Origin of the sequence: Paractinoplanes rhizophilus (assembly GCF_042664765.1) — a bacterium.
In the GTDB taxonomy this organism is placed as follows: domain Bacteria; phylum Actinomycetota; class Actinomycetes; order Mycobacteriales; family Micromonosporaceae; genus Actinoplanes; species Actinoplanes rhizophilus.
The window spans coordinates 13,047-36,910 of record NZ_JBHTBJ010000007.1 but is presented as its reverse complement, the minus strand read 5'-3'; the positions used below and the strand labels follow the sequence as shown (position 1 = coordinate 36,910).

The window sequence follows — 23,864 nt, the reverse complement described above, 5'->3', positions numbered from 1 at the left end:
AGGCAGGTTGAGCATGAACCCGTTCGAAGGCCGCGAGATCTGGTTCCTGACCGGAAGCCAGGGCCTCTACGGCGAGGACACGCTCGCCCAGGTCGCGGCGCAGTCGCAGCAGGTGGCCGCGATGCTGGACGCGTCGGCGGACATCCCGGCGCCGATCGTGTGGCGCCCGGTGCTCACCGACGCGGCCGGCATCCGCGCCGTCATGACGGCCGCCAACGCCGACGACCGCTGCGCCGGGGTGATCGCCTGGATGCACACGTTCTCGCCCGCCAAGATGTGGATCAGCGGGCTGGAGGCGCTGCGCAAGCCGCTGCTGCACCTGCACACGCAGGCGCACCGGGAACTGCCGTGGGCGACCATCGACATGGACTTCATGAACCTCAACCAGGCCGCGCACGGCGACCGGGAGTTCGGCTACGTCCAGACCCGGCTCGGGGTGGCCCGCACGACCGTGGCGGGGCACGCGTCCGAGCCGCGGACGGCCGCGCGGATCGGCGAGTGGGTGCGGGCCGCGGCCGCCGTCGCGACCATGCGGTCGCTGCGACTGGCCCGCTTCGGCGACAACATGCGGGACGTCGCGGTCACCGAGGGCGACAAGGTGGAGGCCGAGCGGCATTTCGGCGTCTCGGTCAACACGTACGGGGTGAACGACCTCGTCGACGTGGTTTCCGGGGTCTCGCCGGCCGAGATCGACGCCCTGGTGGCCGAGTATTCCGACATTTACGATTTGTCGCCATCTTTGCGAAAAGATGGCGATCGGCATGACTCGCTGCGGTACGGCGCGCAGATCGAGGCCGGGCTGCGGCGGTTCCTCGGTGACGGCGGATTCGGGGCGTTCACCACCAATTTCGAGGACCTCGGCGGGCTGCGGCAGCTGCCGGGGCTCGCCGTCCAGCGGTTGATGGCCGACGGGTACGGGTTCGGCGGCGAGGGCGACTGGAAGACGTCGATGCTGCTGGCCACCTTCAAGGCCGCCGCGTACGGCCTGCCCGGCGGCACCTCGTTCATGGAGGACTACACGTACCACCTCGGGCCCGGGCCGCAACGCATCCTGGGCGCGCACATGCTCGAGGTCTGCCCGTCGATCGCCGCCGGCCGGCCGTCGCTGGAGATCCACCCGCTGTCGATCGGCGGCCGCGAGGATCCCGTACGCCTGAAGTTCTCGGCCGCGCCCGGCCCGGGCGTCGTGGTCGGCATGTGTGACATGGGCGACCGTTTCCGGCTGGTCGGCAACGTGGTGAACGTGGTGCCGCCGGACGCCGAGCTGACCGCCCTGCCGGTCGCCTCGGCGGTCTGGGAACCGGCCCCCGACCTGCCCACCTCGGCCGAGTGCTGGCTGATGGCGGGCGGTCCGCACCACACCGTGCTGAGCACCGCGCTGGGCGTCGCGGTCGTCGAGCAGTTCGCCGAGCTGACCCGCACGGAATTGGTGATGATCGATGCGTCCAGCTCGCCGTCGTCGATCCGCCGCGAGCTGAAGTGGAACGCCGCGTATCAACTGCTGGCGGGCGGACTGCGGTGAGGTTATATCCTGCCCGCAACAGGCGGATGCGGGGTGTCGGTGAGCGTGAAGCGCGGACGACCGCCGGGCATGATGGACGTCGCCCGGCTGGCGGGGGTGTCGCATCAAACCGTTTCACGTGTGCTCAACGAGCACAAGAACGTGAGCGAACAGACCCGGCTCAAGGTACGAGCGGCCATAGCCGAGCTGGGCTACCGGCCCGACCGGGCGGCGCGCGCCCTGGTCACAGGCACGTCGCGGGTCATCGGGGTGGTGGCGCAGAACTCGTCGCTGTTCGGCCCCGCGTCGATGCTGACGGCGTTCGAGGAGGCCGCCCAGGCCAAGGGCTTCGCGGTCAACGTGGGCAGCGTGCGCAGCCTCGACGAGCGCTCGATCAGCGAGGCGGTCGAGCGCCACCTCGACCAGCGGGTCGCCGGCCTCGTCGTGATCGCGCCGGTGGCCAGCGCCGGCCCCGCCCTCGAGCACCTGCCGGCCGACGTCCCGATCGTCACCATCGACGGCGACCCCGAGCGGTCCAGCACCCTGGTGACCGTCGACCAGGTGGCGGGCGCCCGCGCGGCGACCAAGCGGCTGCTCGACGCCGGGCACCGCACGGTGTGGCACATCTCCGGGCCGTCCGACTGGTTCGACGCGGCCGGCCGCGTACGCGGCTGGGAGGAGACGCTCACCGAGGCCGGGATAGAGATCCCGCCGCTGCTGACCGGCGACTGGAGTGCCGCTTCCGGCTACCGCAACGGCCAGCTGCTGGCTCGCCTGCCCGATGTCACCGCGGTCTTCACGGCCAACGACCACATCGCGCTGGGTCTGCTGCGGGCGCTCAACGAGCACGGCCGCCGGGTGCCCGGCGACGTGAGCATCGTCGGCTTCGACGACGTGCCCGAGGCGGCGTACTTCACGCCCCCGCTGACCACCGTGCGGCCCGACTTCGCGGCGGTGGCCACGGCCACGCTGGAGCTGCTGATGGCGCAGGTCGAGCAGGGTCCGGCCGGCGTGGAGGCGGGCGCGCGGCGCACCATCGCGCCCGAGCTGATCGAGCGCGACAGCGTCGCCCGGGCCGGGTCGTAGGATATCGATACATATCTATTACGTACCGTCCGATTTGTCCGTTCAGACGCGCTCCTGCGGACCGTCTTGACACTCACGCTGTGATCGTTAACATTCGTGGAAACGCCGATGTAACCGACTGGCAAGGTTCTTGCTTGTGAACGTGAACATCGATTGCCGGTCGACATCGCGCGCGCAGACGCCCGCCGGGGCCATCAGGGGAGTGATGGTCCCGGCGGGTCACGCGTAGGGTGTTGCGCGTGCCGCTGCTTTTGGTCCTCGACGGAAACAGCCTCCTGCATCGCGCCTACCACGCGGCGGCCTTCGGCGAGCTCCGGGCGCCGGACGGCACCCCGGTGTGGGCCCTGCAGGGCCTGGTTGGGTACCTGGCGCGCGCCGCGGCCCACCTCAACCCCGACGCGGTGATCATCGGGTTCGACTGCCCGGTCTCCTCGGCGCGCCGCGGCGACTATCCGCTCTACAAGGCCCAGCGCCCGGACAAGGCCGGCTCGCTGGTGGCGCAACTGCTCGCCGCTCCCGAGCTGCTGACCGATTGCGGGATCTGCACCGTCGTCCCGCCCGCCTACGAGGCCGACGACGTGCTGGCCAGCGGCGCCGCGGCGGCCCGCGCGGCCGGGTGGCGGTCGGTGCTGATGACCAGCGACCGCGACGCGTTCTCGCTGATCGACGAGACCACCTCGGTGCTGCGGGTGCGCAACGGCGGGTACGACGAGGCCGTCCTGATCGGCGCCGACGACCTGCCGGCCCTCTACGGCGTCACCCCGGGGCAGTACCGCGACTTCGCCGCGCTGCGCGGGGACCCGTCCGACAACCTGCCCGGCGTGCGCAGGTTCGGCGCGCAGACCGCACGCCGGCTGCTGGCGGCGTTCGGCAGCGTCGAGGCCGCCTGGGCCGCCGATCCGGCCCTGGTCACGGCGGCGGTGGGGGCGCAGGCGGCCACCTTCTTCACCGACCCGTCGGCGCGCGAGGTCGTGGCGCGCAACCGGCGGCTGATGAGCCAGCGCAGCGATCTGCCGGTGCCGGCCCTGGCCTCGGCCCGGCTGCCGCTGGCCTACCCGGTGATGCGCCAGGCGCTACGGGCGCGCGGCATCAACCTCGGCCCGTCGCTATGGGCGCTGGTCGGCGGGGCGGCCCCGTCGCCGGCCCAGATCGCCGAGACGCCGGAGCTGCGGCCCTGGGTCTTCCGGGGCGGGCTCACGGCCCGGCGCGACCCGACCCCGGGTCAGCTCTCCCTCTTCTAACATGCGTCCATGGATCTCTCGTACTGGACGTTCGCGGTAGCCAGGGACGACCTCGCCCGGACGACGCTCGTCTCCGGGGATCTGCCGGCGCCGGCCGAGGGCGAGGCGGTGCTGCGGGTCGACCGGGTCGGCCTGACCGCCAACAACATCACGTACGCGGTGCTGGGCGACGCGATGCGGTACTGGGAGTTCTTCCCGCCCGCGCCGCGCGGCCTGGATCCGTCGTGGGGACTGCCGCCGGTGTGGGGCTTCGCCGACGTGGTGGCGTCCTCGGTGCCCGGTGTGATCGAGGGCCGGCGGTTCTACGGCTACCTCCCGCCCGCGGCCTTCCTCGTGGTCCGCCCCGCCCGCGTCGACCAGGCCGGCTTCCACGACGCCGCCGCGCACCGGGCCGCCCTGCCGTCGCCGTACAACTCCTACCGCTCGACCGCCGGCGACCCCGCCTACCGGCACGACCAGGAAGACCTGGCGATCCTGCTGCGGCCGCTGTTCTTCACGTCATTCATGCTGGCCGACTATCTGGCCGACAACGCGTACTTCGGCGCGTCGGTCCTGGCCTTCTCGTCGGCGTCGGCCAAGACGGCCTTCGCCGCCGCCATGGAGCTGCACGGCCGCGGCCCGCGCCTGGTCGGCCTCACCTCCCCGGCCAACGTCGCGTTCACCCGCTCGCTGGGCTGCTACGACGCGGTCCTGCCCTACGCCGAGGTCGCCTCGCTGGGCGCCGATCCCACGCTCTATCTCGATTTCTCGGGCACGCCGGGCCTGCGGGCGAGCGTGCGCGACCACCTCGGCGCCGGCCTGGTCCGCGACATCGCCGTGGGCCTGACCAACCAGGTGCCCAACGTCGACGCCGCCGACGAGCTGTTCTTCGCGCCCACCCAGATGCGCAAGCGCCGGCACGACTGGGGCCGCGCGGAACTGGACCGCCGATTCGCCGAGGCGTGGCACCGCTTCGCGCCGGAGGCCGCGGCCCGGCTCGAGATCCAGGTCGGCGCCGGCCCGAAGGCGCTGCGCGACGCCTGGCTGGATGTCCTGGCCGGTCGCGTCCCGCCGGCCACCGGCCGGATAATCCAGCTCTGACAAGAGTCTTCACAGATCGATGCTGCTTTATGTAGCGTCGGGTGATGCGCCTCCCCCTCGCCGCATTGCTCGCCTGTGCGCTGCCGCTGACCGCCGCCCCGGCGCCGGCGTCGGCCGCGCCGCCCGCGGTCTCGCTCGGCAGCGTCCTGCCCGCGCCGGTCTCGGTACGGCCGTCCGGATCGGCCTTCCGGCTCACCGCCGGGACGGTCATCGCCGCGCCGCCGGCCGCCCGCCCGGTCGCCGACCGGCTCGCCGCGGCGCTGCGCCCGGCCACCGGCTACCGGCTGCCGATCCGCGCCCACGCCCCGGCCGGCGCGCCGGTGATCGAGCTGTCCCCCGGTCACGCGGGCGCCGGGCTCGGCGCGGAGGGCTACCGGCTCAGCGTGCGGCGATCCGGCGTCACCGTGCGCGCCAACGGCAACGCCGGCCTCTACGCCGGCGTGCAGACCCTGCGGCAGCTGCTGCCCGCGGCGATCGACGCGAGCACGCCGCGGCACGTGCGGTGGACCGTGCCCGGCGGCGACATCGTCGATCACCCGCGGTTCGCCTACCGCGGGGCCATGCTCGACGAGGCCCGGCACTTCCACACGCCCGCCGAGATCAAGCGCTACATCGACGAGATCAGCCGCTTCAAAATCAACTACCTGCACCTGCACCTCGCCGACGACCAGGGCTGGCGCATCCAGATCGACTCGTGGCCGCGGCTGGCCACGGTCGGCGGCGCGCCCGGCACCGGGGTGGACGGCGTGGGCGGCGGCTACCTCACCAAGGCCGACTACCGCGACCTCGTCCGCTACGCCGCCGAGCGGTTCGTGACGATCGTGCCCGAGATCGACATGCCCGGGCACGTCAACGCCGCGCAGGTCGCCTACCCCGAGCTCACCTGCGACGGGGTCGCTCCCCCGCCGCGCACCGACACCGAGGTCGGGTACAGCTCGCTGTGCATCGGCAAGGAGATCACGTACCGGTTCGTCGAGGACGTGATCCGCGAGCTGGCCGCCCTGACCCCCGGCCCCTACCTGCACATCGGCGGCGACGAGGCGCACGCCACCACCGCCGCGGACTACCTGACGTTCGAACGGCGGGTGCTGCCGCTCGTGCGGAAGTACGGCAAGACCGCGTACGGATGGAACGAGATCAGCCGATCGCCCAGCGCGAGCGACGCGGTGGCCCAGTTCTGGGGTCTGGACACGTCGGACCCGGCGCTGGCGGCGGCCGTGGCCGGCGGCACCAAGGTGGTCATGTCCCCCGCGAACCGCGCCTACCTGGACATGAAATACGACCCGTCGACCCCGTTGGGCTTGAGCTGGGCGGCCTACATCGAGGTCCAGGACGCGTACGGGTGGGATCCGGGCACCCGGCTCACCGACGTCCCGGAGTCGGCCGTGCTCGGCGTCGAGGCCCCGCTGTGGTCCGAGACGCTGCGCTCGATCGACGACATCGAGTTCATGGCCTTCCCCCGCCTGGCCGCGATCGCCGAGCTCGGCTGGTCGCCCACCCGCTCGCTGCCGGGCGACTGGGAGTCCTTCCGCGCCCGGCTCGGCGCGTACGGGCCACGCTGGGCCCACCAGGGAGTCGACTTCTACCGATCGCCACAGATCCCGTGGGCCGATTGACGCTCGTGCCAGACTCGGCGGGGAGACCGCGTCCCTGCACCACATCGTGATCGCACGGAGTCGTGGACCGTGCTCGCCGACCCGGAGGGCTACGAGTTCTGCGTCCTGCGACCCAAGCAGACGCTCATCGGCTGACCGCTCGGCGGGCGGTGTCGGATCGGGGGCGGGCCGTTCGTGGTGATGGTGCGGGGCCACCGGGCGCCCGCAGCCGTTGCGACAGGAGATGATCCCGAGATGCAGTACTTCGTTTCCGTGCTCTACGACCGGGGCGACCTGGCCACGCCGGCGGAGATGGCCGAGATCGACGTGTTCAACGAGCGGCTCCAGGCCGACGGTCACTGGGTCTTCGCCGCCGGGCTGGCCGCCCCCGACACCGCCACCGTCATCGACAACCGGGGCGACCGGGAGCCGATCTTCACGGACGGGCCGTTCGTGGAGACGAAGGAGTTCGTCGCCGGCTTCTGGATCATCGAGGCGCCCGACCTCGACGTGGCCTTGAAGCTCGCCGCGGCCGGGTCGAAGGCGTGCAACCGACGGGTCGAGGTGCGACCGGTCCGGTGAGCGAGGACGTCGCGCGGCCGGCGGCCGTTCCGGCCCGTCATGCGGAAGCGGCGCGGCTCGCGGCCGCCCGGGCCCACCACCAGGAGTGGGCGCGGGTGGTCGCCGCCCTGACGCGGCGCTTCGGCGACCTCGACGTCGCCGAGGAGGCCGCGGCCGACGCGTTCGCGGCCGCCGTCGAGCGCTGGCCGGCCGACGGCGTGCCGCCCAACCCGGGTGGCTGGTTCACCACCACCGCCACCCGCAAGGCGATCGACCGCATCCGGCGCGAGAGCCGGCGCGAGGACAAGCAGAAGGAGGCTCACCTGGTGTCGTACGACGACCCGCCCGAGCCGGCCGGCCCGATCGACGACGACCGGCTCCGGCTGATCTTCACCTGCTGTCACCCGGCGCTCGCCATGGAGACGCGCGTCGCGCTGACCCTGCGCATGGTCGGCGGCCTGACGGTGCCGGAGATCGCCCGCGCGTTCCTGGTGCGGCCGGCCGCCATGGAACAGCGGATCACCCGGGCCAAGGCCAAGATCAAGGCGGCCCGGATCCCCTACCGGGTGCCGTCCGCGGAGGATCTCCCGCTCCGGCTCTCCGGCGTGCTCGCCGTCCTCTTCCTGGTCTTCAACGAGGGCTACCTGGCCACCGGCCCCGGCACCGACCCGGTGCGGCACGACCTGACCGACGAGGCGATCCGGCTCACCCGGCTGATCCGCGCGCTGCTGCCCGGCGACGGCGAGGTCGCCGGCCTGCTGGCGCTGATGCTGCTGACCGAGGCCCGCCGCACCGCCCGGGTCTCGGCCGACGGCGAGCTGGTCGCCCTCGCCGAGCAGGACCGGGGCAGCTGGGACGCGGCGCTGATCGCGGAGGGCCACCGGCTGGTGCGTGCGCGCATCGCCACCGGGATGCCGCCGGGCCGTTACCAGCTCCTCGCGGCGATCAACGCGGTGCACACCTCCGCCCGCGACGTCCGCGACACCGACTGGTCGCAGATCGCCGCCCTCTACGACCAGCTGACCCGCCTCGACCCCTCGCCGATCGTCGCCCTCAACCGGGCCATCGCGGTCGCCGAGCTCGACGGGCCCGAGGTGGCCCTGGCCACGGTCGACCACCTCGGATCCGTCCTGGACGGCTACCACGCCTACCACGCGACCCGGGCCGACCTGCTGCGCCGGCTGGGGCGCAGCCGGGACGCGCGGGCGGCCTACGACCGGGCCATCGAGCTGGCCGGCAACACCGCCGAGACGGCCTACCTGAAACGCCGCCGCGACCAGCTGGGGTGAGGCGCTGCCCGGCTCACCGGCCCCGCGGCGTCGCCGGCTCGCGGTTACTGCAGCGTCGCGGCGAGATCCTTCAAGGCCGTGCCGGCGCCGGCCACCAGCGGCGTGCCGTGCCCGCAGAGGATCGCCTTCACGTCGAGCGCCGCCAGTTTCCGCACCGAAGCGTTGGCCTTCTCCTCGTCGGCGGTGTACTGCGGATCGGACCCGGCCAGCTCGCCGCTCGTGCGCAGGGCGTCGCCGGCGACCAGGATGCCGGTGGCCGGCTCGAAGACCGAGATGTGCCCGAGCGTGTGGCCGGGCGTATCGATGATCCGCATCCCGAAGATCTCGTCGCCCTCCTTCACCGGCTTCAGCGGCTTGGGCGAGATGATCGACGCCAGGTCGCCCTCGCCGGCATAGATGGTCGCGCCGACGTGCGGCGCGACGCTGTCCAGGCCGCCCACGTGGTCCTGGTGCTGGTGGGTGAGGATGATGTGCTTCACCGACTTCCAGTCGGCGCCGGCCGCCTTCAGCCCCTCCTCGATGGCGCCGGACGAGCCCGGATTGCCGAGATCGACGATGGCCACCTCGCCGCCGCGCACGAGCAGGTAGGCCGAGACCGAGGACATGGCGACCCGCCGCCAATCGCCGGCGACGGCTCCGCTGGCGGCCGGAACCGGGGACTCGGGCGCCGGCTCGGCGGACGCGGAAGGCGGCGACGAGGAGGAGCATCCACTGAGGACGGCGATGCCGAGAACTCCAGGTGCGGTCGTGAACAACAGCCGGCGGCGCGTTAGTCTCATGGCCGTCGATTATGCCAATTAGGCGTTGCTCCGGCGGGACAGTTCGTCGAGAACCCGGGCGAGCGTCTCGCGGGACGCCTCCGGGTCGGCCGGGGGCGGCTCGATGCGCATCCGGGTGAGGCGTTCGAGGCGCGCCTGAAGGATCCGGGGCACCGCCTCCGCCACGTACTGGCGGGCCATCGCCACCCGCTTGCGCAGCTCGCTCTCGAAGGCCCGCTTGGCCTCGGCGACCGCGGCCTCCGCCCAGGTGGCCAGGCGGACGCGGCGCTGCGGCCCGGCGTCGCCGCGCAGCCGCCACCAGCCGGCGCAGGCGGCCAGCGCGAGGTCGGCGCCGACCACCGCCGATCCGGTGAGCAGCGTGAACACCACCGCCGAGCCGGTCAGCAGGCCGGTCAGCGTCGGCAGCAGATCGCGGCCGCGGGCGACCTCCTCGCTCTCCCCGGCGGCCGGGCCCGGCGCGGCCGGAACCGCGGCCCGCTGCCGCATGCCGAGCTCGGCGGCCGGCGGCAGCAGCACGTGGTCGCGGAGGCTGTCGCGCAGCGCGTCGAGGATCTGGTCCTCGGTCTCGTTCAGGGCGGCCGCGCCGGCCGTCGCGAGCCCGATGACCAGCCGGGGCGGCAGCGCGTCGAGGTCGGTGCCGGGACCGCCCTCGGCGGCCTCGCGGTGCCGCTCGCCGAACTCGTCGGCGCGGGCCGCGAACCGCTGCGTGGCCGCCCGGCGGGCGTCCTCGAACCGGGCGCCGAGCAGCCCGCCGCCGTCCAGCAGCGTGGTGACCGTGGCGATGTCGGCGTCGACCCGCTCGTCCGGGCCGGTCAGCCGGTCGAGGTGGGCGAGCAGCTCGCGGGCCACGGCCGCGGTCGCGTGCGCCCGGTCGGTGGCGCACGCCCGGCGCCGGCCCGCCGCCGCCTCGTAACTGATCACGTCGATGAGCTGCCGGGTCCCGGCCAGCTCGGTGAGCCGCACCGCGACGCGCTGCGGGGTTCCCGGGCGGGCGGCCTGCTCGGCGAGGCGCGCGGAGATCCCGAGAACGGGCAGGCGAGCCAGGTCGGGGTGCCCGGCGAGCCGGCGGCGGGTCTCGGCCAGCGTGCGCTCGTGGCCGACGACGTCGCTCTTGTTGACGGCCACCACGATGGTGTCGAGCCGCTGGGTGGCCGCGGCCAGGAACGCCATCTCGTGCTCGGTGACCGGCTCGGTGGCGTCGCTGACGAACAGCAGCCCGTCGGCGTGGCGCAGGGCGGCGTTCGGCCCGCCCACGCCCGGCGTGTCGACCAGGATCAGGTCGCGCAGGACCGGCACGTCCAGCCGGACCTCGACGCCGAGCACCGGGGCTTCGAGCTCGTCCAATTTCGCGTACGCGTGCAGCTCGGTCACCGGGATCGGCACCCGCCGCGGCGTCCCCGGATCGCCCGGGTCGGCGACGAGGGCGACGGCCGAGTCGCCGGAGCCGTAGCGGAACTCCACCCACCCGCCGGTCGTCGGCCGGCTGCCGACCGGGCTCAGCCCCGGCCGCCCGAGCAGGCTGTTGATCAGTCGCGACTTGCCCCGGCCGGGCCCGCCGGCCACCGCGATCCGGGGCCGGACGGTGGTGTCCGCCGCGCCCGGCGAGGCGGGCAGGAAGGCGGCCAGGTCGTCGCGGCCGAGCCGGCCGGCCTCGGCGCGGACGAGGTCGATGAGGTGGGCGAGCCCGGTGTGCGGGTCGGTCACGCGGCGCCTCCGGGGGGAAATGGAGGGGGAAATGGAGGGGGGAAATGGAGGGGGAAACCGGCGGGAACGTGACGGGCCGCCGGGCGCCGGGTGCGCGGGCTGGTCGCGTACCCACAACAGGCTTTCCATCCTGGAGCGGGATCGCAACATCCACATGGCCGATGATCCGGTCCCGTCCGGCGGGTTCCCGTGTCTCCGAGGCGACAAACCCCTGTCACCCGAAAGAAACGGGCGCGGTCGGCGTCCCACCGGGCGGTCCGGCCGGACGGGCGGGCGGTGTAGGTTCGGGGTCATGCGTCTTCCCACCGCGGCGATCACCGCAGGGTCTCTGATCGGCGGCTGGCAGCTCGCCCGCCGCACCGGCATCCGTCCGCTGGGCGGGGTGGTGCTGGCCGCCGGCGGCGTGCTGGCCGGCCGCGAGTGGGCCCGCCGCACCAGCCCGGTCGTCACGGGCGCGCTGCTCACGACGTACGCGTCGGCTTTTGCCCTGTCCCACCCCCTCGCCAAGCGGATCGGCGCCTGGCCCTCCGTGCTCGTCGTCTCGGCGGCCGCCGCCGCGGCGTCCTACGCCGCGGCCGACCGGCGCGAGCCCCGGGTCCGCCCCGCGCAGTAGCGGCAATCCCGCCGGCTCGATCGTGGAGAGATCAGCCGGACGGTGCGAGACTGTCGGCGTGGCTTACGACCAGGAGCTTGCCGACCGGATCCGGGAGATCGTCCAGAGCGAGCCCGGCCTGACCGAGAAGCGCATGTTCGGCGGGCTGGCGTTCCTGATCGGCGGGAACATGGCGGTGAGCGCCAGCAGCAAGGGCGGCCTGCTGCTGCGGGTCGACCCCGCCGACACGCCCACGCTGACGCAACGGCCCGAGGCCGACCGGTTCGAGATGCGCGGCCGGGAGATGGACGGCTGGCTGCGCGTCGATCCCAGCGGGCTGGCCACCGACGAGGACCTCGAGCACTGGGTGTCGATCGGCGTCCGATACGCGCGCTCCCTTCCCGCCAAGTGACCCGGGGAAGAACGACACCGAGCGCCACGGCGATCCCCTTGCCCACGCCTCGGCTCGCGCCGGTCACCACCGCCACCCGCTGCCCAGTCATGGCACCGAGGATGGCAGAGGGGTACGACAAGAACGGCCGGGCCGATCGAAGTGATGATGCCGGATTCGTTCAAGACCGCGACGTCCCGGCGCGCCTAGCCTCGAGCGGCGATCAAGACGCACGGCTGGAGGAGACATGGCACGCGTGGTTCTGTACATGGCGATGTCCCTGGACGGGTTCATCACCGGGCCCGATGACGACAAGGAGAACCCCGCCGGCCGGGACGGCATGCGGTTGATGGAATGGCTCGGCCCGGGACCGACGGCCGGCGAGTTCCGGCCGGACAGCGCCGAGAGCCGGATCGTTTTCGACGAGTGCATGGCGACCGGCGCGGTCATCACCGGGCGGCGGACCGGCGATTTCGCCGGCTACTGGGGCGGCGACCACCACGACGGAGTGCCGATCTTCGTCCCGGCCCACCGGGCGCCGGCGGACAACCCCCACCCGCGCGTGCACTACGTGACCGAGGGCATCGCGGCGTGCGTGGCGCAGGCGAAGGAGGCCGCCGGCGACCGGGATGTCATGATGCACGGCGCCTACACGGCCCAGGAGTGCCTGAAGGCCGGGCTGCTGGACGTGATCGAGATCCAGCTCATGCCGGTCCTTCTCGGTCAGGGCCGGCTCCTGTTCGACAATCTGCCGCCCGAGCACGTCGAGCTCGACCTGGTCCGGACCTTGCCGGCGCCGAAGACCCTGCACCTGCGGTACGAGGTGAAGCGCGGATGAGCGGCCCGCTGCGTCTCTACATGTCCATGTCCCTCGACGGCTTCATCACCGGCCCGGACGATCGCAAGGGCCAGGGCCTCGGCCACAACGGCGGCCGGCTCTTCAACTGGCTCGACGACCGCATGTCCGCCGGGCCCAGCGGACAGATCTTCCGCGAGGCCATGGCGACCGGGGCCGTGATCGCCGGCCGGCGCACCTTCGAGCTCGCCGACCGCTGGCACGGCGACCACCACGACGGCGTCACGATCCACATCCTCACCCACCGCGTCGACGACGGCGGGGAGCTGTCCGGCAACACGACCTTCCACTCCGATGTCGCCGCCTGCGCCGCGCAGGCCCGCGCCGAGGCCGGTGACCGGGCCGTGCTGGTCCACGGCGCCGGCGCGGCCCAGTCGCTGCTCCGCGCGGGCGAGCTCGACGAGTTGGAGATCCATCTCGTTCCGGTGCTCCTGGGCGCGGGCCGCCGGCTGTTCGGCAGCACCGAGTCCGCGCACATCGAGCTGGAACTCGTCCGGCGACTGGAGGCCCGCGACGTGACACACCTGCGATACCGGGTGGCGAAGTAGCGTTCGCCCCGGATACTTACCGGGTGCGAGAGCTGATCGAACGCTGGCACCGCGGCTGGTGTGTGGCGCGGCGGGTGCCCGCCGCCGAGGACGTCGGGGGCGGGCTGCGGGTGCGCTGCCTGCAGCCGGGACGGGACATCGAGTACGTCGCCTACGGCCCGGACGACCTCGACGGGCTGGCCGAGCGGGTGCGCGCCGAGCCGGAGGTCGCCTGGCTGACCGTGCCGACCCACGACCCCGGCCGCACCGCTGGGCTGCTCCAGGAGCGGGGGCTGGCACTGCTCAAGCGGGCCGAACAGCTGATGACCATCGAGCTGAGCGAGCATCCCGCGAGCAAGCTGGACGGTCCGTACCACCTCGAGGTCGCCGTCGACCGGGACGTCGTCACGGCGACGGTGCGCCACGAGTCGGGCGAGGCGGCGGCCGGCGGAACGATGGGCCTGGTCGGGACGGACGCCATCGCCGATCGGATCGAGACCGCGGCGGCGCATCGGCGCCGGGGGCTGGCCAGCGTCGTCATGGGCGAGCTGGCGCGGACGGCCGCCGAGCACGGCGCGCGGCACGGGATCCTCATCGCCAGCGAGGACGGGCAGCGGCTCTACCCGAGATTGGGCTGGCGGCCGGAAGCGGCGGTGCTGATCGCGGAGGCCGGGCACGCGCCGTTCGGCTGACGCGCACGGCCCGCGGCGGGGCGTAGCCTCCGGCGCATGGGCAGGCCTTTCAGCTGTCGGCTGGGCTGGCACAAGTGGGTGGGTCGTTCGACCTCGGACGGCGGGCGCTTCAAGCAGTGCTCCCGCTGCGACAAGGTGGACGACCGGTCCAAGCTGCCGCCCGGCGCCGCCGGCTTCTAGTCACCACCGCCGCCTTCTAGGCGATGCGGTAACCGACACCCGGCGTGGTCGTGATGACCGGCGGGTCACCCAGCTTGCGCCGCAGGCGGCCGATGGTCACCGTGACGGTGTTGGTGAACGGGTCGGCGTTCTCGTCCCAGACCTGTTCCAGCAGCGCCTCGCTGCTCAGATAGGCCGGCGTGGCGCGCATCAGCGCCTCGAGGACGGCGAGCTCCTTGACCGACAGCGGGAGCGGCACGCCGTCGCGGGTCGCGGTCCGGGTGATCGGGTCGAGCTCGAGGCCGGCCACCCGCAGCGTGCGGGCGCGGGCGGCGGGCTGGCGGCGGGCCAGGGCCCGGACCCGCAGGACGAGCTCGGGGAAGTGGAACGGCTTGGCCAGGTAGTCGTCGGCGCCGAGGGTGAGGCCGCGGACCCGGTCGTCGGCCGAGCCGGCGGCGGTCAGCATCAGCACCATCGAGCGGTCGTCCCGCGAGGTGATCATCTGGCAGAGCGTGTCGCCGTGCAGGCCGGGCAGGTCGCGGTCGAGGACCACGACATCGTACGGGTTCACATCCAGTTTCGCGGCGGCGCTGAGCCCGTCGTACGCGAGGTCCACGGCCATGCCCTGATCACGCAGCCCCTCGGCGACAATGTCGGCCAGCGCCCGCGCATCCTCGACGACCAGCACCCTCACGCCGGCACCGCCACGGCGACGAGATCGGCACGCGCCCTCACGCCGGCACCGCCACGGCCAGGGGCAGCGAGATCGTCACTCGCAGGCCGCCACCCGGCCGTGCCGCCAGCCGCAGCTGCCCGCCGTGGGCGGATGCCACCGCCGCGACGATCGAGAGCCCGAGGCCGGAGCCCGACCCGGTGCGCTCCGGGCCGAGCCGGTGGAACGGGCGGCCCAGCACCGCGACCTGAGCGGGGTCGAGCACCGGGCCGGTCGACTCGACCTCGAGCACGGCGTCGTCGCCGGCGGCGGCGACCGCGACGCGCACCCAGCCGCCCGCCACGTTGTGCCGGAACGCGTTGGAGATCACGTTGTCGACCAGGCGGGCGAGCAGCACGGGGTTTCCGCGCGTGGCGACGTCGGCCGGGAGCTCCTCGTACAACTCGAGGTCGCCGGGGCGGGACCGGAGGGCGGCCGCGGCGAGCGCGGTGAGCGAGACCACCTCGCGATCGTCGAAGGCCCCGTGCTGGGCGCGCGCCAGCAGCAGCAACCCCTCCAGCAGGCGGTCGGCCTCGTCGAGCGAGGCCCGGACCCGGTCGGCCAGCACGGTCGTCTCGGTGGGGACCGGGCCCGGCTTGGCCATCGCCACGTCCACCGACGCCCGCATGGTGGCCAGCGGCGTGCGCAGCTCGTGCGAGGCGTCGGCCACGAAGCGCCGCTGCGCCGCGAACGACTCCTCCAGGCGGCCGAGCAACTCGTCGATCGTGTCGGCGAGGTCCTTGACCTCGTCGGCAGGCCCGCGCACCGCGAGCCGTTCGTGCAGGTTGTCGGCCGAGATGCGCCGGGTGGCCTGGGTGAGCACGAGCAGCGGGCGCAGCACCCGGCCGGCGAGGAACCGCCCGAGCAGCAGCGACAGCAGCACCGTCACGCCCAGGCCGGTCACCAGGCCGATCAGCAGCTGCCGCGCGTGCGCGTCGTCGGATCGGGCGAGCTGCTCCTGGAGGCGGGCGATCTGCTCCGCGGCCGGCTCCCGTGCGCCGTCCCCCGGCGCCCGCACGGTTCGCTGCGTGCTGAGCGCCCCCACGATCGCGAGCAGGCCGAGACCGGAGACGAGAACCATCGCCCCGTAGAGGAGCGTGTAACGCAGCCGCACACCCATCGGCCAAGCATGCCCGGCCGCACCTAACAGACGGGTGACAACCGGCGTTCCGCCGGCGTTACCCGGGCTTGCGTAGGAATGGCGGCCATGGAAGCCATCATCGAAGTCAGCGAACTGCGCAAGCGGTTCGGCGCGAGCGTGGCGCTGGACGGCATGACGTTCACCGCCGGCCCGGGGCTGGTCACCGCGTTCGTGGGGCCCAACGGCGCCGGCAAGTCGACCACCATGCGGGTGATCCTCGGCCTCGACCGGCCGGACGCGGGAACCGCGCTGGTCGGCGGCCGCCGCTACGTCACCCTCGACCGGCCGCTCACCCACCTCGGCGCGCTCATCGATCCGGGCGCGCTGCAGCCGGGCCGGTCCGGCCGCAACCATCTGCTGTGGCTCGCCCATTCGCAGGGGCTCGGCGCCCGGCGGGTCGACGAGGTGCTCGACCTGACCGGCCTGCGGCCGGTGGCGCGCCGCCAGGCGAACGGCTATTCGCTGGGCATGCGGCAACGGCTGGGGATCGCGGCCGCGCTGCTCGGGGATCCGCCGATGCTGATGCTGGACGAGCCGTTCAACGGGCTCGACCCGGAGGGCTTCGTGTGGATGCGCGGCCTGCTGCGGTCGCTCGCCGACGAGGGCCGGGCCGTGCTGGTGTCCAGCCACCTGATGAGCGAGCTGCAGGACATCGCCGGGCACGTCGTGGTGGTCGGCGCCGGCCGGGTCGTGCAGGCCGCGCGAACCACCGATCTCACCGCCCGCTTCGGCTCGCTGGAGGCGGCGTACCTGGAGCTCACCCGCGGCCTGGGGGTGTTGTCGTGATCCGGGCCGAGCTCACCAAGTTACGCAGCGTCCGCGCCTGGGTGGCCGGGATCGCCCTGGTGTTCGTGGCCGTCGTCGGGCTGGGCGCGCTGGCCGCGGCCGGCATCCGGGTCGACTGCCCGGACGGTCCCTGCCCGAAGCCGCCGACCGGTCCGGGCGGGGAGGCGGTCACGGACCATTTCTCGTACGTGCATCAGCGGCTGGACGGCGACGGCGAGCTGACCGCGCACGTCGCCTCGTTCCGCGGGATCATCACCTATCCCCCGCCGAACCACGACACGATCGTCGACGGGCTGGTGCCCTGGGCCAAGGCCGGGATCATGGTGAAGGACGGCACGAGCGAGGGCGCCAACTACGCCGCCGTGCTCCTGACCGGCTCCCACGGCGTCCGGATGCAGTACGCGTTCACCGAGGACCGGGCGGGCCCGGCCGGCGCGTCGTGGCTGCGCCTGACCCGTCGAGGCGACACCGTGACCGGGTACGCCTCGGCGGACGGCGCGACGTGGCAGCCGATCGGCAAGGCCAAGCTGGACGGTCTCCGGAAGTCCGTACAGATCGGGCTTTTCGTGGCATCGCCCAGCGACGTGACCGCCAAGGCGAGCGCCCGCGGCGGCTCGATCGTGCAGGCGCGGTGGACGCAGGCCACCGCGGTCTTCGACCAGGTCGACCGCCAGGGCGAATGGACCTTCACCAACGTGGGCGACGACGGCCTGCGCACCGACTGGGAGAAGGGCAACGAGCCACCCGGCGTCACCCGCGACGGCGGCCGGTTCACCGTGACCGGCAGCGGCGACATCGCCCCCGCGGGCAACGAGGCCGGTCCGTCGCTCACCTTCACCCTGACCGGCATGATCGGCGCGCTCATCGCAGTCATCGTCGTGGGCGTCCTGTTCATCACCGGGGAGTACCGGCGCGGCCTGATCCGCACCACCTTCGCGGCGATGCCCGCGCGCGGCCGGGTCCTGACCGCCAAGGCGATCGTCATCGGCGGCGTCACCTTCGTGGCCGGCCTGGTCTCGGCCGCGATCGCCCTGCCCCTCGGGCGCTTCCTGGTCGAGAGCAACGACGGTTACCTGCTGCCGGCCGGCGCCGGCACGCAGATCCGGGTCGTGGTGGGTGCGGGCCTGCTGCTTTCGCTGACGGCGATTCTCGCGTACGGGATGGGCGCCACCCTGCGCCGCGGCGTGCTCGCCGTGACCGCGGCGATCGTTCTGGTCGTCCTGCCCTATCTCCTCGCCACCGCGTCGGTCCTGCCCACCGGCGCCGCGGTCTGGCTGCTGCGGCTCACCCCGGCGGCGGGATTCGCGTTCCAGCAGGTGCTGCCGGCCTACCACCAGGTGCAACTGCCCTACCGCCCATCGGGCGGCTACTTCCCCCTGCCGCCGTGGGCCGGGCTGGCCGTCGTGGCAGCCTGGGCGGCGGCCTTCGTGGGCCTGGCCGTGCTGCGCGCGCGGAGGACCGACGCATGAGGGCCGCGCTGCGGGCCGAGTGGACCAAGCTGCGCACGGTCCCCGACGCCGCCATCGCCCTGCCGCTCATCGCCCTGCTCACCGCGGCGGTCTCGATTCCCGCCGCCACCGCGTCGAGCCCCGACGTCGTGAAGTCGAGCCTGCTCGGCGTGCAGCTGGGCCAGGCGGCCGTCGCGGTCTGGGCGGTGCACACGCTGGCCGGCGAGTACGGCACCGGGCTGCTCCGGGCCACGTTCACCGCACTCCCCCGCCGCCTGGACGTGCTGCTCGCCAAGGCCGCGCTGCTGCTGACCGGGGTGCTCGCCGCCGGCGTGCCGGCGATCGTCGCGTCGGTGCTCTTCGCCCACGCGCACGCCGACGGCTACCCCTCGCTCGGCTCCGCCGCGGTGCTGCGGGCGGCCACCGGCTCGGTGCTCTACCTGTGCCTGATGACGCTGCTCGCGCTGGGGGTCGCGGCCTGCGTCCGCAGCGGCGTGGCTGCCACCGGCATCGTGCTGGGCGTGCTGTACCTGACCCCGGCCGTGCTGGGCATGTTCCACGACCCGGACTGGCAGCGCTGGATCTACCGCCTCTCGCCGTCCACCGCCGGCGCGTCCATCCAGTCCACCGTGGACCTGGCGAGCCTGCCGATCGGGCCGTGGGCCGGGCTCGGGGTGGCCGCGGCCTGGGCGTTCGGCCTTTTCGGGGCCGGGGCGCTCATCCTGCGGGCCTGCGACGTGTAGCGGGCGCCGCGTCACCGCCGGCCCGGCCACCCCGGCCGCGGTCACCGCCGGCCCGGCCACCCCGGCCGCAGTCTCCGCCGCCGGGTCACCGCCGGCCCGGCCATCGGCGCGGCGACCGGCGCGTCTCCGGCCCGCGCCGCCACCGGCGCCCTCGATCCGGCCACCGGCCCGGTGGTCTCGGCGCGGGGCCGCACGCCGGCGCGGTGAGCCGGCGGACCGCGTCGTCCCGGTTGCGCACCGCCTTCATCCAGCCCGGCCGCGCCATCAGCGTCACGGCCGGCGGCGTCGTGCGGAGGTCATCGCCGGGCAGCGCGAACCGCACGCCGCCCCCGGCCCACCGCCGCGCCGCCGGCGGGACGAGCCGGACCCCCAGATCCCCGAAGCGTTCCATGCGCCGAGGCTGCCAGAACGCCACGGCCGGCACATCACATTTATTGCGCGCGCCTGGCAGGCTGATGCCCGCGCCGGACAGGGAGGCAGATGTTGCGGGTGGCGGTGGCGGGCGCCGGCCTGGGCGGGCTGTGCCTGGCTCAGGGCCTCGCGCGGGCCGGGATCGACGTCCGGGTCTACGAGCGGGACGCCGCGCTGAACGCCCGCCGGCAGGGGTACCGGCTGCACGTCGACGCACGCGCCGGCCTCGCGCTGGAGAAATGCCTGCCGCCCCGGCTGTTCCGGTTGTTCCTCGCGACGACGAGCCGGCCGAGCACCAGGATGACCGTGCTGTCGCCGCGGCTGCGCGTCCTGCACGAGACGCCCGCCGGCCCGGGGCGTGACCCGGACGACCCGTCCACGCTGTCCACTTCGGTCGATCGGGGCACGCTGCGGGAGATTCTCGCCGCCGGGCTCGAGGAGCGAGCGCACTACGGCCGCGAGCTCATCGGGTACGAGGACGGTCCGGAGGGCGTGACCCTCCGGTTCGCGGACGGCGCGACGACGCGCGCCGACGTTCTCGTCGGCGCGGACGGCGTCGGCTCGGCGGTCCGCCGCGTCCGGCTGCCGGACGCGCGGCTGGTCGACACCGGCACGAGCGTCATCTACGGCAAGACCCCGCTCGACGACGCGACCCGGCGGCTCGTCCCGCCTGCCCTGTCCAGCGGGTTCACCGCGATCACGGGCGGCCGCGCCGGCCTGGCCTGCGGGCTGGTCGAGTTCCGGCGCCCACCGGCCGAGGCCGCCGCCGAGATCGCCCCGGACGTCCGGCTGAGCCCGGCCGGCGACTATGTGATGTGGGCGCTCTCCGGCGCCGAGCCCGCCGGGGCGGAGCGCGCCGGGCCGCTTTCCGGCGCCGAGCCCGCCGGGATGGGCTCCGGGGCCGAGCCCACCGGGGCAGACGCCGCGGCCTTGCACGCCGTCGCCGTCCGGGCGATCCGATCCTGGCACCCGGATCTGCGCGCGCTGCTCGCCGCGGCCGCCGTCGACGAGACGTTCCTGATCCGGATCCGCAGCAGCCGGCGCGTACCGGTCTGGGCGCCGAGCCGGGTGACCCTGCTCGGTGACGCCATCCACGCGATGAGCCCGGCCCGCGGATCCGGGGCGAACACCGCCCTCATGGACGCGGCGCTGCTGTGCGACGCCCTGACCGGCGCCGGCGCCCGGACCGGACGCGATGCCCGGACCGGACGCGATGCCCGGACCGGCGGCGGCGACCTCATCGCCGCGATCGGGGCGTACGAGGCCCGGATGCGCGACTACGGCTTCGCCGCGGTCGAGGCGTCGCGCCGGGCCGAGGCGGAAACCGCACGCCGGGGCAACCCGGTCGGCCGGTGGCTCCTGCGCCACCTCCCGCGCTGACGGCGCACGGGTTTCCCACCAGCCCCGGAGCCGGGTGAGACGGGCCGTGGCCGAGGGGCTCTCGCGCATACGCGATCGTCTACCGTGGTCGGGTGGACGCGCTCGCCGGACTCCTCGACGGCCCCCGGGCCCGGGGCGCCTTCCTGCTGCGCGTCGTGCTCGATCCGCCGTGGTCCATCCGGATCGAGGATCGCGCGCCGCTCGCGGTGATGGCGGTCGTGCGCGGCGGCGCCTGGGTGATGCGCGAGGGCGAGCCGCCGGTCCCCGCCGGCCCCGGCGACGTGCTCATCGTGCGCGGGCCCGAGCCGTACGTGGTCGCCGACGACCCCGCCACGCCGCCGCAGGTGATCATCCACCCGGACCAGCGCTGCACGACGCTGTACGGCGAGGACGTCTCCGTCGCAATGGACCGCGGGGTGCGCACCTGGGGCAACGCCGACGCCGGCGAGTCGGTGATGCTGGTCGGGGCGTACCAGGGCGCCGGCGAGATCACCGACCGCCTGCTGCGGGCGCTGCCGCCGCTGCTCGTCCTGCGCTCGCACGAGTGGGACAGCCCGCTCGTCCCGCTGCTCGCCGCCGAGATCACCAAGGACGACCCGGGGCAGTCCGCGGTCCTCGACCGGCTCCTCGACCTGCTGCTGATCGCCGCGCTGCGGGCCTGGTTCGCCCGGTCCGGGACCGCGCCCGGCTGGTTCCGCGCCCAGGCCGACCCGGTCGTCGGCCGGGCGCTGCGGATGCTGCACAACCATCCCGCCCACCCGTGGACGGTGGCCGCCCTGGCCGGCCGGATCGGCGTGTCCCGCGCCGCGCTGGCCCGCCGCTTCACCGAGCTGGTCGGCGAGCCGCCGATGTCCTACCTGACGAACTGGCGGCTGGCGCTCGCCGCCGACCTGCTCCGCGAGCCGGATTCGACGATCGCCGCGGTGGCCCGCCAGGTCGGCTACGGCAGCGGCTTCGCGCTGAGCGCCGCGTTCAAGCGAGTGCGCGGAGTGAGCCCGCGATCCTGAGATCGAACGCGGGCTATCCGGCCGTCGACCGCGCCAGCCGGAACCCGACGTCATCGATCCGCAGGCTCGGGTGGCTGCGCCGCCGGACGCCGGCCCGGCAGCTCCAGTGCTCGTCGAACCATCCGCCGCCGCGCAGCACGCGATAACTGCCGTACACCTCGGGGTCGTAGAGGTCCCAGCACCAGTCCCACACGTTGCCGAGCATGTCGTGCAGGCCCCACGCGTTGGGCCGCTTGCCGCCCACCGGGTGCACCCGTTCACCGGAGTTCTCGCGGTACCAGGCGATCTCGCCGAGCTCGCCGTAGCGCGGCCTGGTCGTCCCGGCCCGGCAGGCGTGCTCCCACTCCGCCTCGGTGGGCAGCCGATACCCGTCGGCGTCCCGGTCCCACGTCACGGTCTCGCCCAGCACGTAGGCCGGCGCGAAACCTTCCGCGACCGATCGGCGATTGCAGAACGACACCGCGTCGGTCCAGGACACTTCGGTGACCGGCAGGCGGGAATCGCCGCCACCGGAGCGGAGAGCGGCGGCAAAAACTGCCTCGGTGACCGGGAAAGCGCCCAGCGCGAACCCGGAAACGGAAACTTTCCACGACCGGGAGGTCCGGCGGTCGGCGATGGTGACCTCGCCGGCCGGGATGGTGACCAGCTCGGTCACGCGACGCGGTACTGCTCGACGAGGCCGGCCAGGATCTCCCGCGTACGCGAAAGGTTGTCGATCTGGGTCTCCACCCGCGAGAGCTCGGTGCGCAGCCGGCCGGCCAGCCACGGCGTGCGCAGCGACTCGTCGCTGATGCACGGCAGGACGTCGTGGATGGTGGCGCTGTTGAGCCCGGCCGACAGCAACGACTGGATCAGCGAGACCCGCTCGACCGCGTCGGCCGGATACACCCTTTGGCCGCCGGTCGTGCGGGCGCTGGTGAGCAGCCCCTGCTCCTCGTAGTAGCGCAGCGACCGCGTGCTCGCCCCGGTCGCCGCGGACAGTTCGCCGATCCGCATCGATGTCTCCCGCGCCACAATCCCTTGAACTTCACATCCGTGTCAGGTTCTACCTTAGCCGCATGACCGCTCCGCTGGATGTTCTGCCCGCGCCCACCACCCTCGCCGGCCTGTCGTTGCGCAGCCGTTTCGCGATGGCGCCGATGACCCGGAAATATTCGCCGGGCGGCGTGCCGACCGCCGAGGTCGCCGCGTACTACCGCCGCCGGGCTGAGGGCGGCATCGGCCTGATCATCACCGAGGGCGCGCTGGTGGGCCACCCCAGCGCGTCGCACGAGACCGACGTGCCGCGGATGACCCCGGGCGCCGCGGAGGCCGGCTGGCGCCTGGTCACCGGCGAGGTGCACCGGGCGGACGGCCGGATCGCGGCCCAGCTCTGGCACCTGGGCAGCGAGCGCGGCGCCGGCGCGTGGACCCCGTCGACCATGCGCGGCACCGATTTCCCGGAAATTCTCGACGCGTACGGGGAAAGCGCGCGCACCGCCGTGCGCGCGGGCTTCGACGCCGTCGAGATCCATGCGGCGCACGGATACCTGCTCGACGAGTTTCTCTGGCCGCGCACCAACCGCCGCACCGACCGCTACGGCGGCGACGCCCGCGCCCGCGCGACGTTCCCGGCCGAGGTCATCCGCACGGTCAAGGCCGAGCTGCCACCGGGCATGCCGCTGATCGTGCGGTTCTCCCAGTTCAAGGAGCGCGACTACGCGGCGCGGATCGCCGAGACGCCGGCCGAGCTGGAAGCCATCCTGGAAACTTTCGCGGAGGCCGGCGCCGACGTGCTGCACGCCTCGCAGCGCCGTTTCTGGGAGCCGGTCTTCGCGGGCCACCACGAGAACCTCGCCGGCTGGGCCAAGCGGATCACCGGCCTGCCCGCGATCACGGTCGGCTCGGTCGGGCTGACCCGCGGTTTCCTGACCTCGCCCGAGCTCGACGACCTGCTCAAGCGCCGGGCCAACGACGAGTACGACCTGGTCGCGCTGGGCCGCATCCTGCTCGCCAACCCGGACTGGGTGCGGCTCGCCGCGGCGGGCCGCACCGACCAGATCCGCGACTACCGCAAGGCCGACGAGGACGTCCTGTGGTGAGGGGCCGCGACTCGGGTGGTCGCGAACCCCACTGACGAGGCTTTTTCACGAAACGCCAGCGGATAGGCCCCGTCGTTGGTGAAATCGGGCTATGACGCCGGA

At 73.7% G+C, this 23,864-nt stretch carries 26 protein-coding genes; 19 read left to right on the top strand and 7 right to left on the bottom strand.

The window, feature by feature from the left end:
* Positions 1-13: 13 nt before the first annotated feature.
* The 7 genes from araA (at position 14) to ACFQS1_RS12330 (ending at position 8,353) form a co-directional block, all read left to right on the top strand.
* Positions 14-1,522: an L-arabinose isomerase gene (araA, locus tag ACFQS1_RS12360; protein ID WP_378967134.1), complete on the top strand. Its 1,509-nt coding sequence runs from the start codon at positions 14-16 to the stop codon at positions 1,520-1,522.
* Positions 1,523-1,591: 69 nt separating this feature from the next.
* Positions 1,592-2,587, top strand: a complete 996-nt coding sequence (locus ACFQS1_RS12355; RefSeq protein ID WP_378967713.1) for a LacI family DNA-binding transcriptional regulator — start codon at positions 1,592-1,594, stop codon at positions 2,585-2,587.
* Positions 2,588-2,826: 239 nt separating this feature from the next.
* A complete protein-coding gene (locus ACFQS1_RS12350; RefSeq protein ID WP_378967132.1) occupies positions 2,827-3,828 on the top strand; it encodes a 5'-3' exonuclease in 1,002 nt (333 codons plus the stop codon).
* A gap of 9 nt (positions 3,829-3,837) precedes the next feature.
* Positions 3,838-4,908 (top strand): DUF2855 family protein, encoded by a 1,071-nt coding sequence (locus ACFQS1_RS12345; RefSeq protein ID WP_378967129.1) that lies wholly within the window; start codon positions 3,838-3,840, stop codon positions 4,906-4,908.
* A gap of 44 nt (positions 4,909-4,952) precedes the next feature.
* Positions 4,953-6,524 (top strand): beta-N-acetylhexosaminidase, encoded by a 1,572-nt coding sequence (locus ACFQS1_RS12340; RefSeq protein WP_378967127.1) that lies wholly within the window; start codon positions 4,953-4,955, stop codon positions 6,522-6,524.
* Between the two features lie 234 nt (positions 6,525-6,758).
* Positions 6,759-7,085: a YciI family protein gene (locus ACFQS1_RS12335; protein ID WP_378967125.1), complete on the top strand. Its 327-nt coding sequence runs from the start codon at positions 6,759-6,761 to the stop codon at positions 7,083-7,085.
* A 95-nt stretch (positions 7,086-7,180) separates the two neighbouring features.
* Positions 7,181-8,353, top strand: a complete 1,173-nt coding sequence (locus ACFQS1_RS12330) for an RNA polymerase sigma factor (RefSeq protein WP_378967711.1) — start codon at positions 7,181-7,183, stop codon at positions 8,351-8,353.
* 44 nt (positions 8,354-8,397) lie between these two features.
* Here ACFQS1_RS12330 and ACFQS1_RS12325 read toward each other — a convergent pair whose 3' ends face one another.
* Together ACFQS1_RS12325 and ACFQS1_RS12320 are read right to left on the bottom strand one after the other, a co-directional pair.
* A complete protein-coding gene (locus ACFQS1_RS12325) occupies positions 8,398-9,132 on the bottom strand; it encodes an MBL fold metallo-hydrolase (protein WP_378967123.1) in 735 nt (244 codons plus the stop codon).
* A gap of 18 nt (positions 9,133-9,150) precedes the next feature.
* A complete protein-coding gene (locus tag ACFQS1_RS12320) occupies positions 9,151-10,836 on the bottom strand; it encodes a dynamin family protein (RefSeq protein ID WP_378967121.1) in 1,686 nt (561 codons plus the stop codon).
* Positions 10,837-11,128: 292 nt separating this feature from the next.
* Here ACFQS1_RS12320 and ACFQS1_RS12315 point away from each other — a divergent pair, with 292 nt between their 5' ends.
* The 6 genes from ACFQS1_RS12315 to ACFQS1_RS12290 all read left to right on the top strand — a co-directional run bounded on the left by ACFQS1_RS12315 (position 11,129) and on the right by ACFQS1_RS12290 (position 14,074).
* On the top strand, positions 11,129-11,449 hold the full coding sequence (locus tag ACFQS1_RS12315; protein WP_378967118.1) for a hypothetical protein: 321 nt from the start codon (positions 11,129-11,131) through the stop codon (positions 11,447-11,449).
* 58 nt (positions 11,450-11,507) lie between these two features.
* Positions 11,508-11,840, top strand: coding sequence for a TfoX/Sxy family protein (locus ACFQS1_RS12310; RefSeq protein WP_378967116.1), 333 nt, complete (start codon positions 11,508-11,510; stop codon positions 11,838-11,840).
* A gap of 226 nt (positions 11,841-12,066) precedes the next feature.
* Entirely contained in the window at positions 12,067-12,657 is a 591-nt protein-coding gene (locus ACFQS1_RS12305) for a dihydrofolate reductase family protein (RefSeq protein WP_378967114.1), read from the top strand.
* Complete coding sequence (locus ACFQS1_RS12300) at positions 12,654-13,223, top strand: dihydrofolate reductase family protein (RefSeq protein ID WP_378967111.1); 570 nt, start codon at positions 12,654-12,656, stop codon at positions 13,221-13,223. The genes ACFQS1_RS12305 and ACFQS1_RS12300 overlap by 4 nt, the downstream gene beginning before the upstream one ends.
* Before the next feature lie 23 nt (positions 13,224-13,246).
* The gene (locus tag ACFQS1_RS12295; RefSeq protein ID WP_378967109.1) at positions 13,247-13,894 is read left to right on the top strand and encodes a GNAT family N-acetyltransferase; all 648 of its coding nucleotides are present in this window, start codon (positions 13,247-13,249) and stop codon (positions 13,892-13,894) included.
* A 36-nt stretch (positions 13,895-13,930) separates the two neighbouring features.
* Positions 13,931-14,074, top strand: a complete 144-nt coding sequence (locus ACFQS1_RS12290; RefSeq protein WP_378967107.1) for a hypothetical protein — start codon at positions 13,931-13,933, stop codon at positions 14,072-14,074.
* 16 nt (positions 14,075-14,090) lie between these two features.
* On the opposite strand, the gene ACFQS1_RS12285 is transcribed toward ACFQS1_RS12290, so the two are convergent.
* Positions 14,091-14,747 carry a response regulator transcription factor gene (locus ACFQS1_RS12285; RefSeq protein WP_378967104.1) on the bottom strand — a complete coding sequence of 219 codons (657 nt, stop codon included), beginning with the start codon at positions 14,745-14,747 and terminating at the stop codon, positions 14,091-14,093.
* Between the two features lie 37 nt (positions 14,748-14,784).
* Positions 14,785-15,885: a sensor histidine kinase gene (locus tag ACFQS1_RS12280; RefSeq protein ID WP_378967102.1), complete on the bottom strand. Its 1,101-nt coding sequence runs from the start codon at positions 15,883-15,885 to the stop codon at positions 14,785-14,787.
* An 87-nt stretch (positions 15,886-15,972) separates the two neighbouring features.
* On the opposite strand from ACFQS1_RS12280, the gene ACFQS1_RS12275 reads away from it, so the two are divergent.
* The 3 genes from ACFQS1_RS12275 to ACFQS1_RS12265 are packed head-to-tail and all read left to right on the top strand — an operon-like array spanning position 15,973 to position 18,883.
* Positions 15,973-16,692, top strand: coding sequence for an ATP-binding cassette domain-containing protein (locus tag ACFQS1_RS12275; protein WP_378967099.1), 720 nt, complete (start codon positions 15,973-15,975; stop codon positions 16,690-16,692).
* Positions 16,689-18,161 (top strand): ABC transporter permease subunit, encoded by a 1,473-nt coding sequence (locus ACFQS1_RS12270; protein WP_378967097.1) that lies wholly within the window; start codon positions 16,689-16,691, stop codon positions 18,159-18,161. Before ACFQS1_RS12275 ends, ACFQS1_RS12270 begins: the two co-directional genes overlap by 4 nt.
* Positions 18,158-18,883 (top strand): ABC transporter permease, encoded by a 726-nt coding sequence (locus ACFQS1_RS12265; RefSeq protein WP_378967094.1) that lies wholly within the window; start codon positions 18,158-18,160, stop codon positions 18,881-18,883. Before ACFQS1_RS12270 ends, ACFQS1_RS12265 begins: the two co-directional genes overlap by 4 nt.
* 85 nt (positions 18,884-18,968) lie before the next feature.
* On the opposite strand, the gene ACFQS1_RS12260 is transcribed toward ACFQS1_RS12265, so the two are convergent.
* Positions 18,969-19,274 (bottom strand): hypothetical protein, encoded by a 306-nt coding sequence (locus ACFQS1_RS12260; RefSeq protein ID WP_378967092.1) that lies wholly within the window; start codon positions 19,272-19,274, stop codon positions 18,969-18,971.
* Positions 19,275-19,363: 89 nt separating this feature from the next.
* Between ACFQS1_RS12260 and ACFQS1_RS12255 the strand changes: the two genes are divergently transcribed.
* Positions 19,364-20,674: an FAD-dependent oxidoreductase gene (locus ACFQS1_RS12255; protein WP_378967090.1), complete on the top strand. Its 1,311-nt coding sequence runs from the start codon at positions 19,364-19,366 to the stop codon at positions 20,672-20,674.
* Positions 20,675-20,766: 92 nt separating this feature from the next.
* Positions 20,767-21,681, top strand: coding sequence for an AraC family transcriptional regulator (locus tag ACFQS1_RS12250; RefSeq protein ID WP_378967087.1), 915 nt, complete (start codon positions 20,767-20,769; stop codon positions 21,679-21,681).
* Positions 21,682-21,694: 13 nt separating this feature from the next.
* Here the strand turns inward: ACFQS1_RS12250 and ACFQS1_RS12245 are convergent, their stop codons facing one another.
* Together ACFQS1_RS12245 and ACFQS1_RS12240 are read right to left on the bottom strand one after the other, a co-directional pair.
* A complete protein-coding gene (locus tag ACFQS1_RS12245; protein WP_378967085.1) occupies positions 21,695-22,336 on the bottom strand; it encodes a formylglycine-generating enzyme family protein in 642 nt (213 codons plus the stop codon).
* Positions 22,333-22,677, bottom strand: a complete 345-nt coding sequence (locus ACFQS1_RS12240; RefSeq protein ID WP_378967083.1) for a MerR family transcriptional regulator — start codon at positions 22,675-22,677, stop codon at positions 22,333-22,335. Before ACFQS1_RS12240 ends, ACFQS1_RS12245 begins: the two co-directional genes overlap by 4 nt.
* Before the next feature lie 62 nt (positions 22,678-22,739).
* Here ACFQS1_RS12240 and ACFQS1_RS12235 point away from each other — a divergent pair, with 62 nt between their 5' ends.
* Positions 22,740-23,762, top strand: a complete 1,023-nt coding sequence (locus ACFQS1_RS12235; protein ID WP_378967081.1) for an oxidoreductase — start codon at positions 22,740-22,742, stop codon at positions 23,760-23,762.
* The last annotated feature ends 102 nt before the right edge of the window (positions 23,763-23,864 follow it).

Excerpts from the sequence above, each read along its gene's own strand:
- ACFQS1_RS12260 (WP_378967092.1), bottom strand. The coding sequence starts at position 19,274 with ATGGAACGCTTCGGGGATCTGGGGGTCCGGCTCGTCCCGCCGGCGGCG.
- ACFQS1_RS12315 (WP_378967118.1), top strand. The coding sequence starts at position 11,129 with ATGCGTCTTCCCACCGCGGCGATCACCGCAGGGTCTCTGATCGGCGGC.
- ACFQS1_RS12240 (WP_378967083.1), bottom strand. The coding sequence starts at position 22,677 with ATGCGGATCGGCGAACTGTCCGCGGCGACCGGGGCGAGCACGCGGTCG.
- ACFQS1_RS12265 (WP_378967094.1), top strand. The coding sequence starts at position 18,158 with ATGAGGGCCGCGCTGCGGGCCGAGTGGACCAAGCTGCGCACGGTCCCC.
- ACFQS1_RS12255 (WP_378967090.1), top strand. The coding sequence starts at position 19,364 with ATGTTGCGGGTGGCGGTGGCGGGCGCCGGCCTGGGCGGGCTGTGCCTG.
- ACFQS1_RS12300 (WP_378967111.1), top strand. The coding sequence starts at position 12,654 with ATGAGCGGCCCGCTGCGTCTCTACATGTCCATGTCCCTCGACGGCTTC.
- ACFQS1_RS12305 (WP_378967114.1), top strand. The coding sequence starts at position 12,067 with ATGGCACGCGTGGTTCTGTACATGGCGATGTCCCTGGACGGGTTCATC.
- ACFQS1_RS12280 (WP_378967102.1), bottom strand. The coding sequence starts at position 15,885 with ATGGGTGTGCGGCTGCGTTACACGCTCCTCTACGGGGCGATGGTTCTC.
- ACFQS1_RS12235 (WP_378967081.1), top strand. The coding sequence starts at position 22,740 with ATGACCGCTCCGCTGGATGTTCTGCCCGCGCCCACCACCCTCGCCGGC.
- ACFQS1_RS12340 (WP_378967127.1), top strand. The coding sequence starts at position 4,953 with ATGCGCCTCCCCCTCGCCGCATTGCTCGCCTGTGCGCTGCCGCTGACC.
- ACFQS1_RS12355 (WP_378967713.1), top strand. The coding sequence starts at position 1,592 with ATGATGGACGTCGCCCGGCTGGCGGGGGTGTCGCATCAAACCGTTTCA.
- ACFQS1_RS12290 (WP_378967107.1), top strand. The coding sequence starts at position 13,931 with ATGGGCAGGCCTTTCAGCTGTCGGCTGGGCTGGCACAAGTGGGTGGGT.
- ACFQS1_RS12325 (WP_378967123.1), bottom strand. The coding sequence starts at position 9,132 with ATGAGACTAACGCGCCGCCGGCTGTTGTTCACGACCGCACCTGGAGTT.
- ACFQS1_RS12345 (WP_378967129.1), top strand. The coding sequence starts at position 3,838 with ATGGATCTCTCGTACTGGACGTTCGCGGTAGCCAGGGACGACCTCGCC.
- ACFQS1_RS12275 (WP_378967099.1), top strand. The coding sequence starts at position 15,973 with ATGGAAGCCATCATCGAAGTCAGCGAACTGCGCAAGCGGTTCGGCGCG.
- araA (WP_378967134.1), top strand. The coding sequence starts at position 14 with ATGAACCCGTTCGAAGGCCGCGAGATCTGGTTCCTGACCGGAAGCCAG.
- ACFQS1_RS12335 (WP_378967125.1), top strand. The coding sequence starts at position 6,759 with ATGCAGTACTTCGTTTCCGTGCTCTACGACCGGGGCGACCTGGCCACG.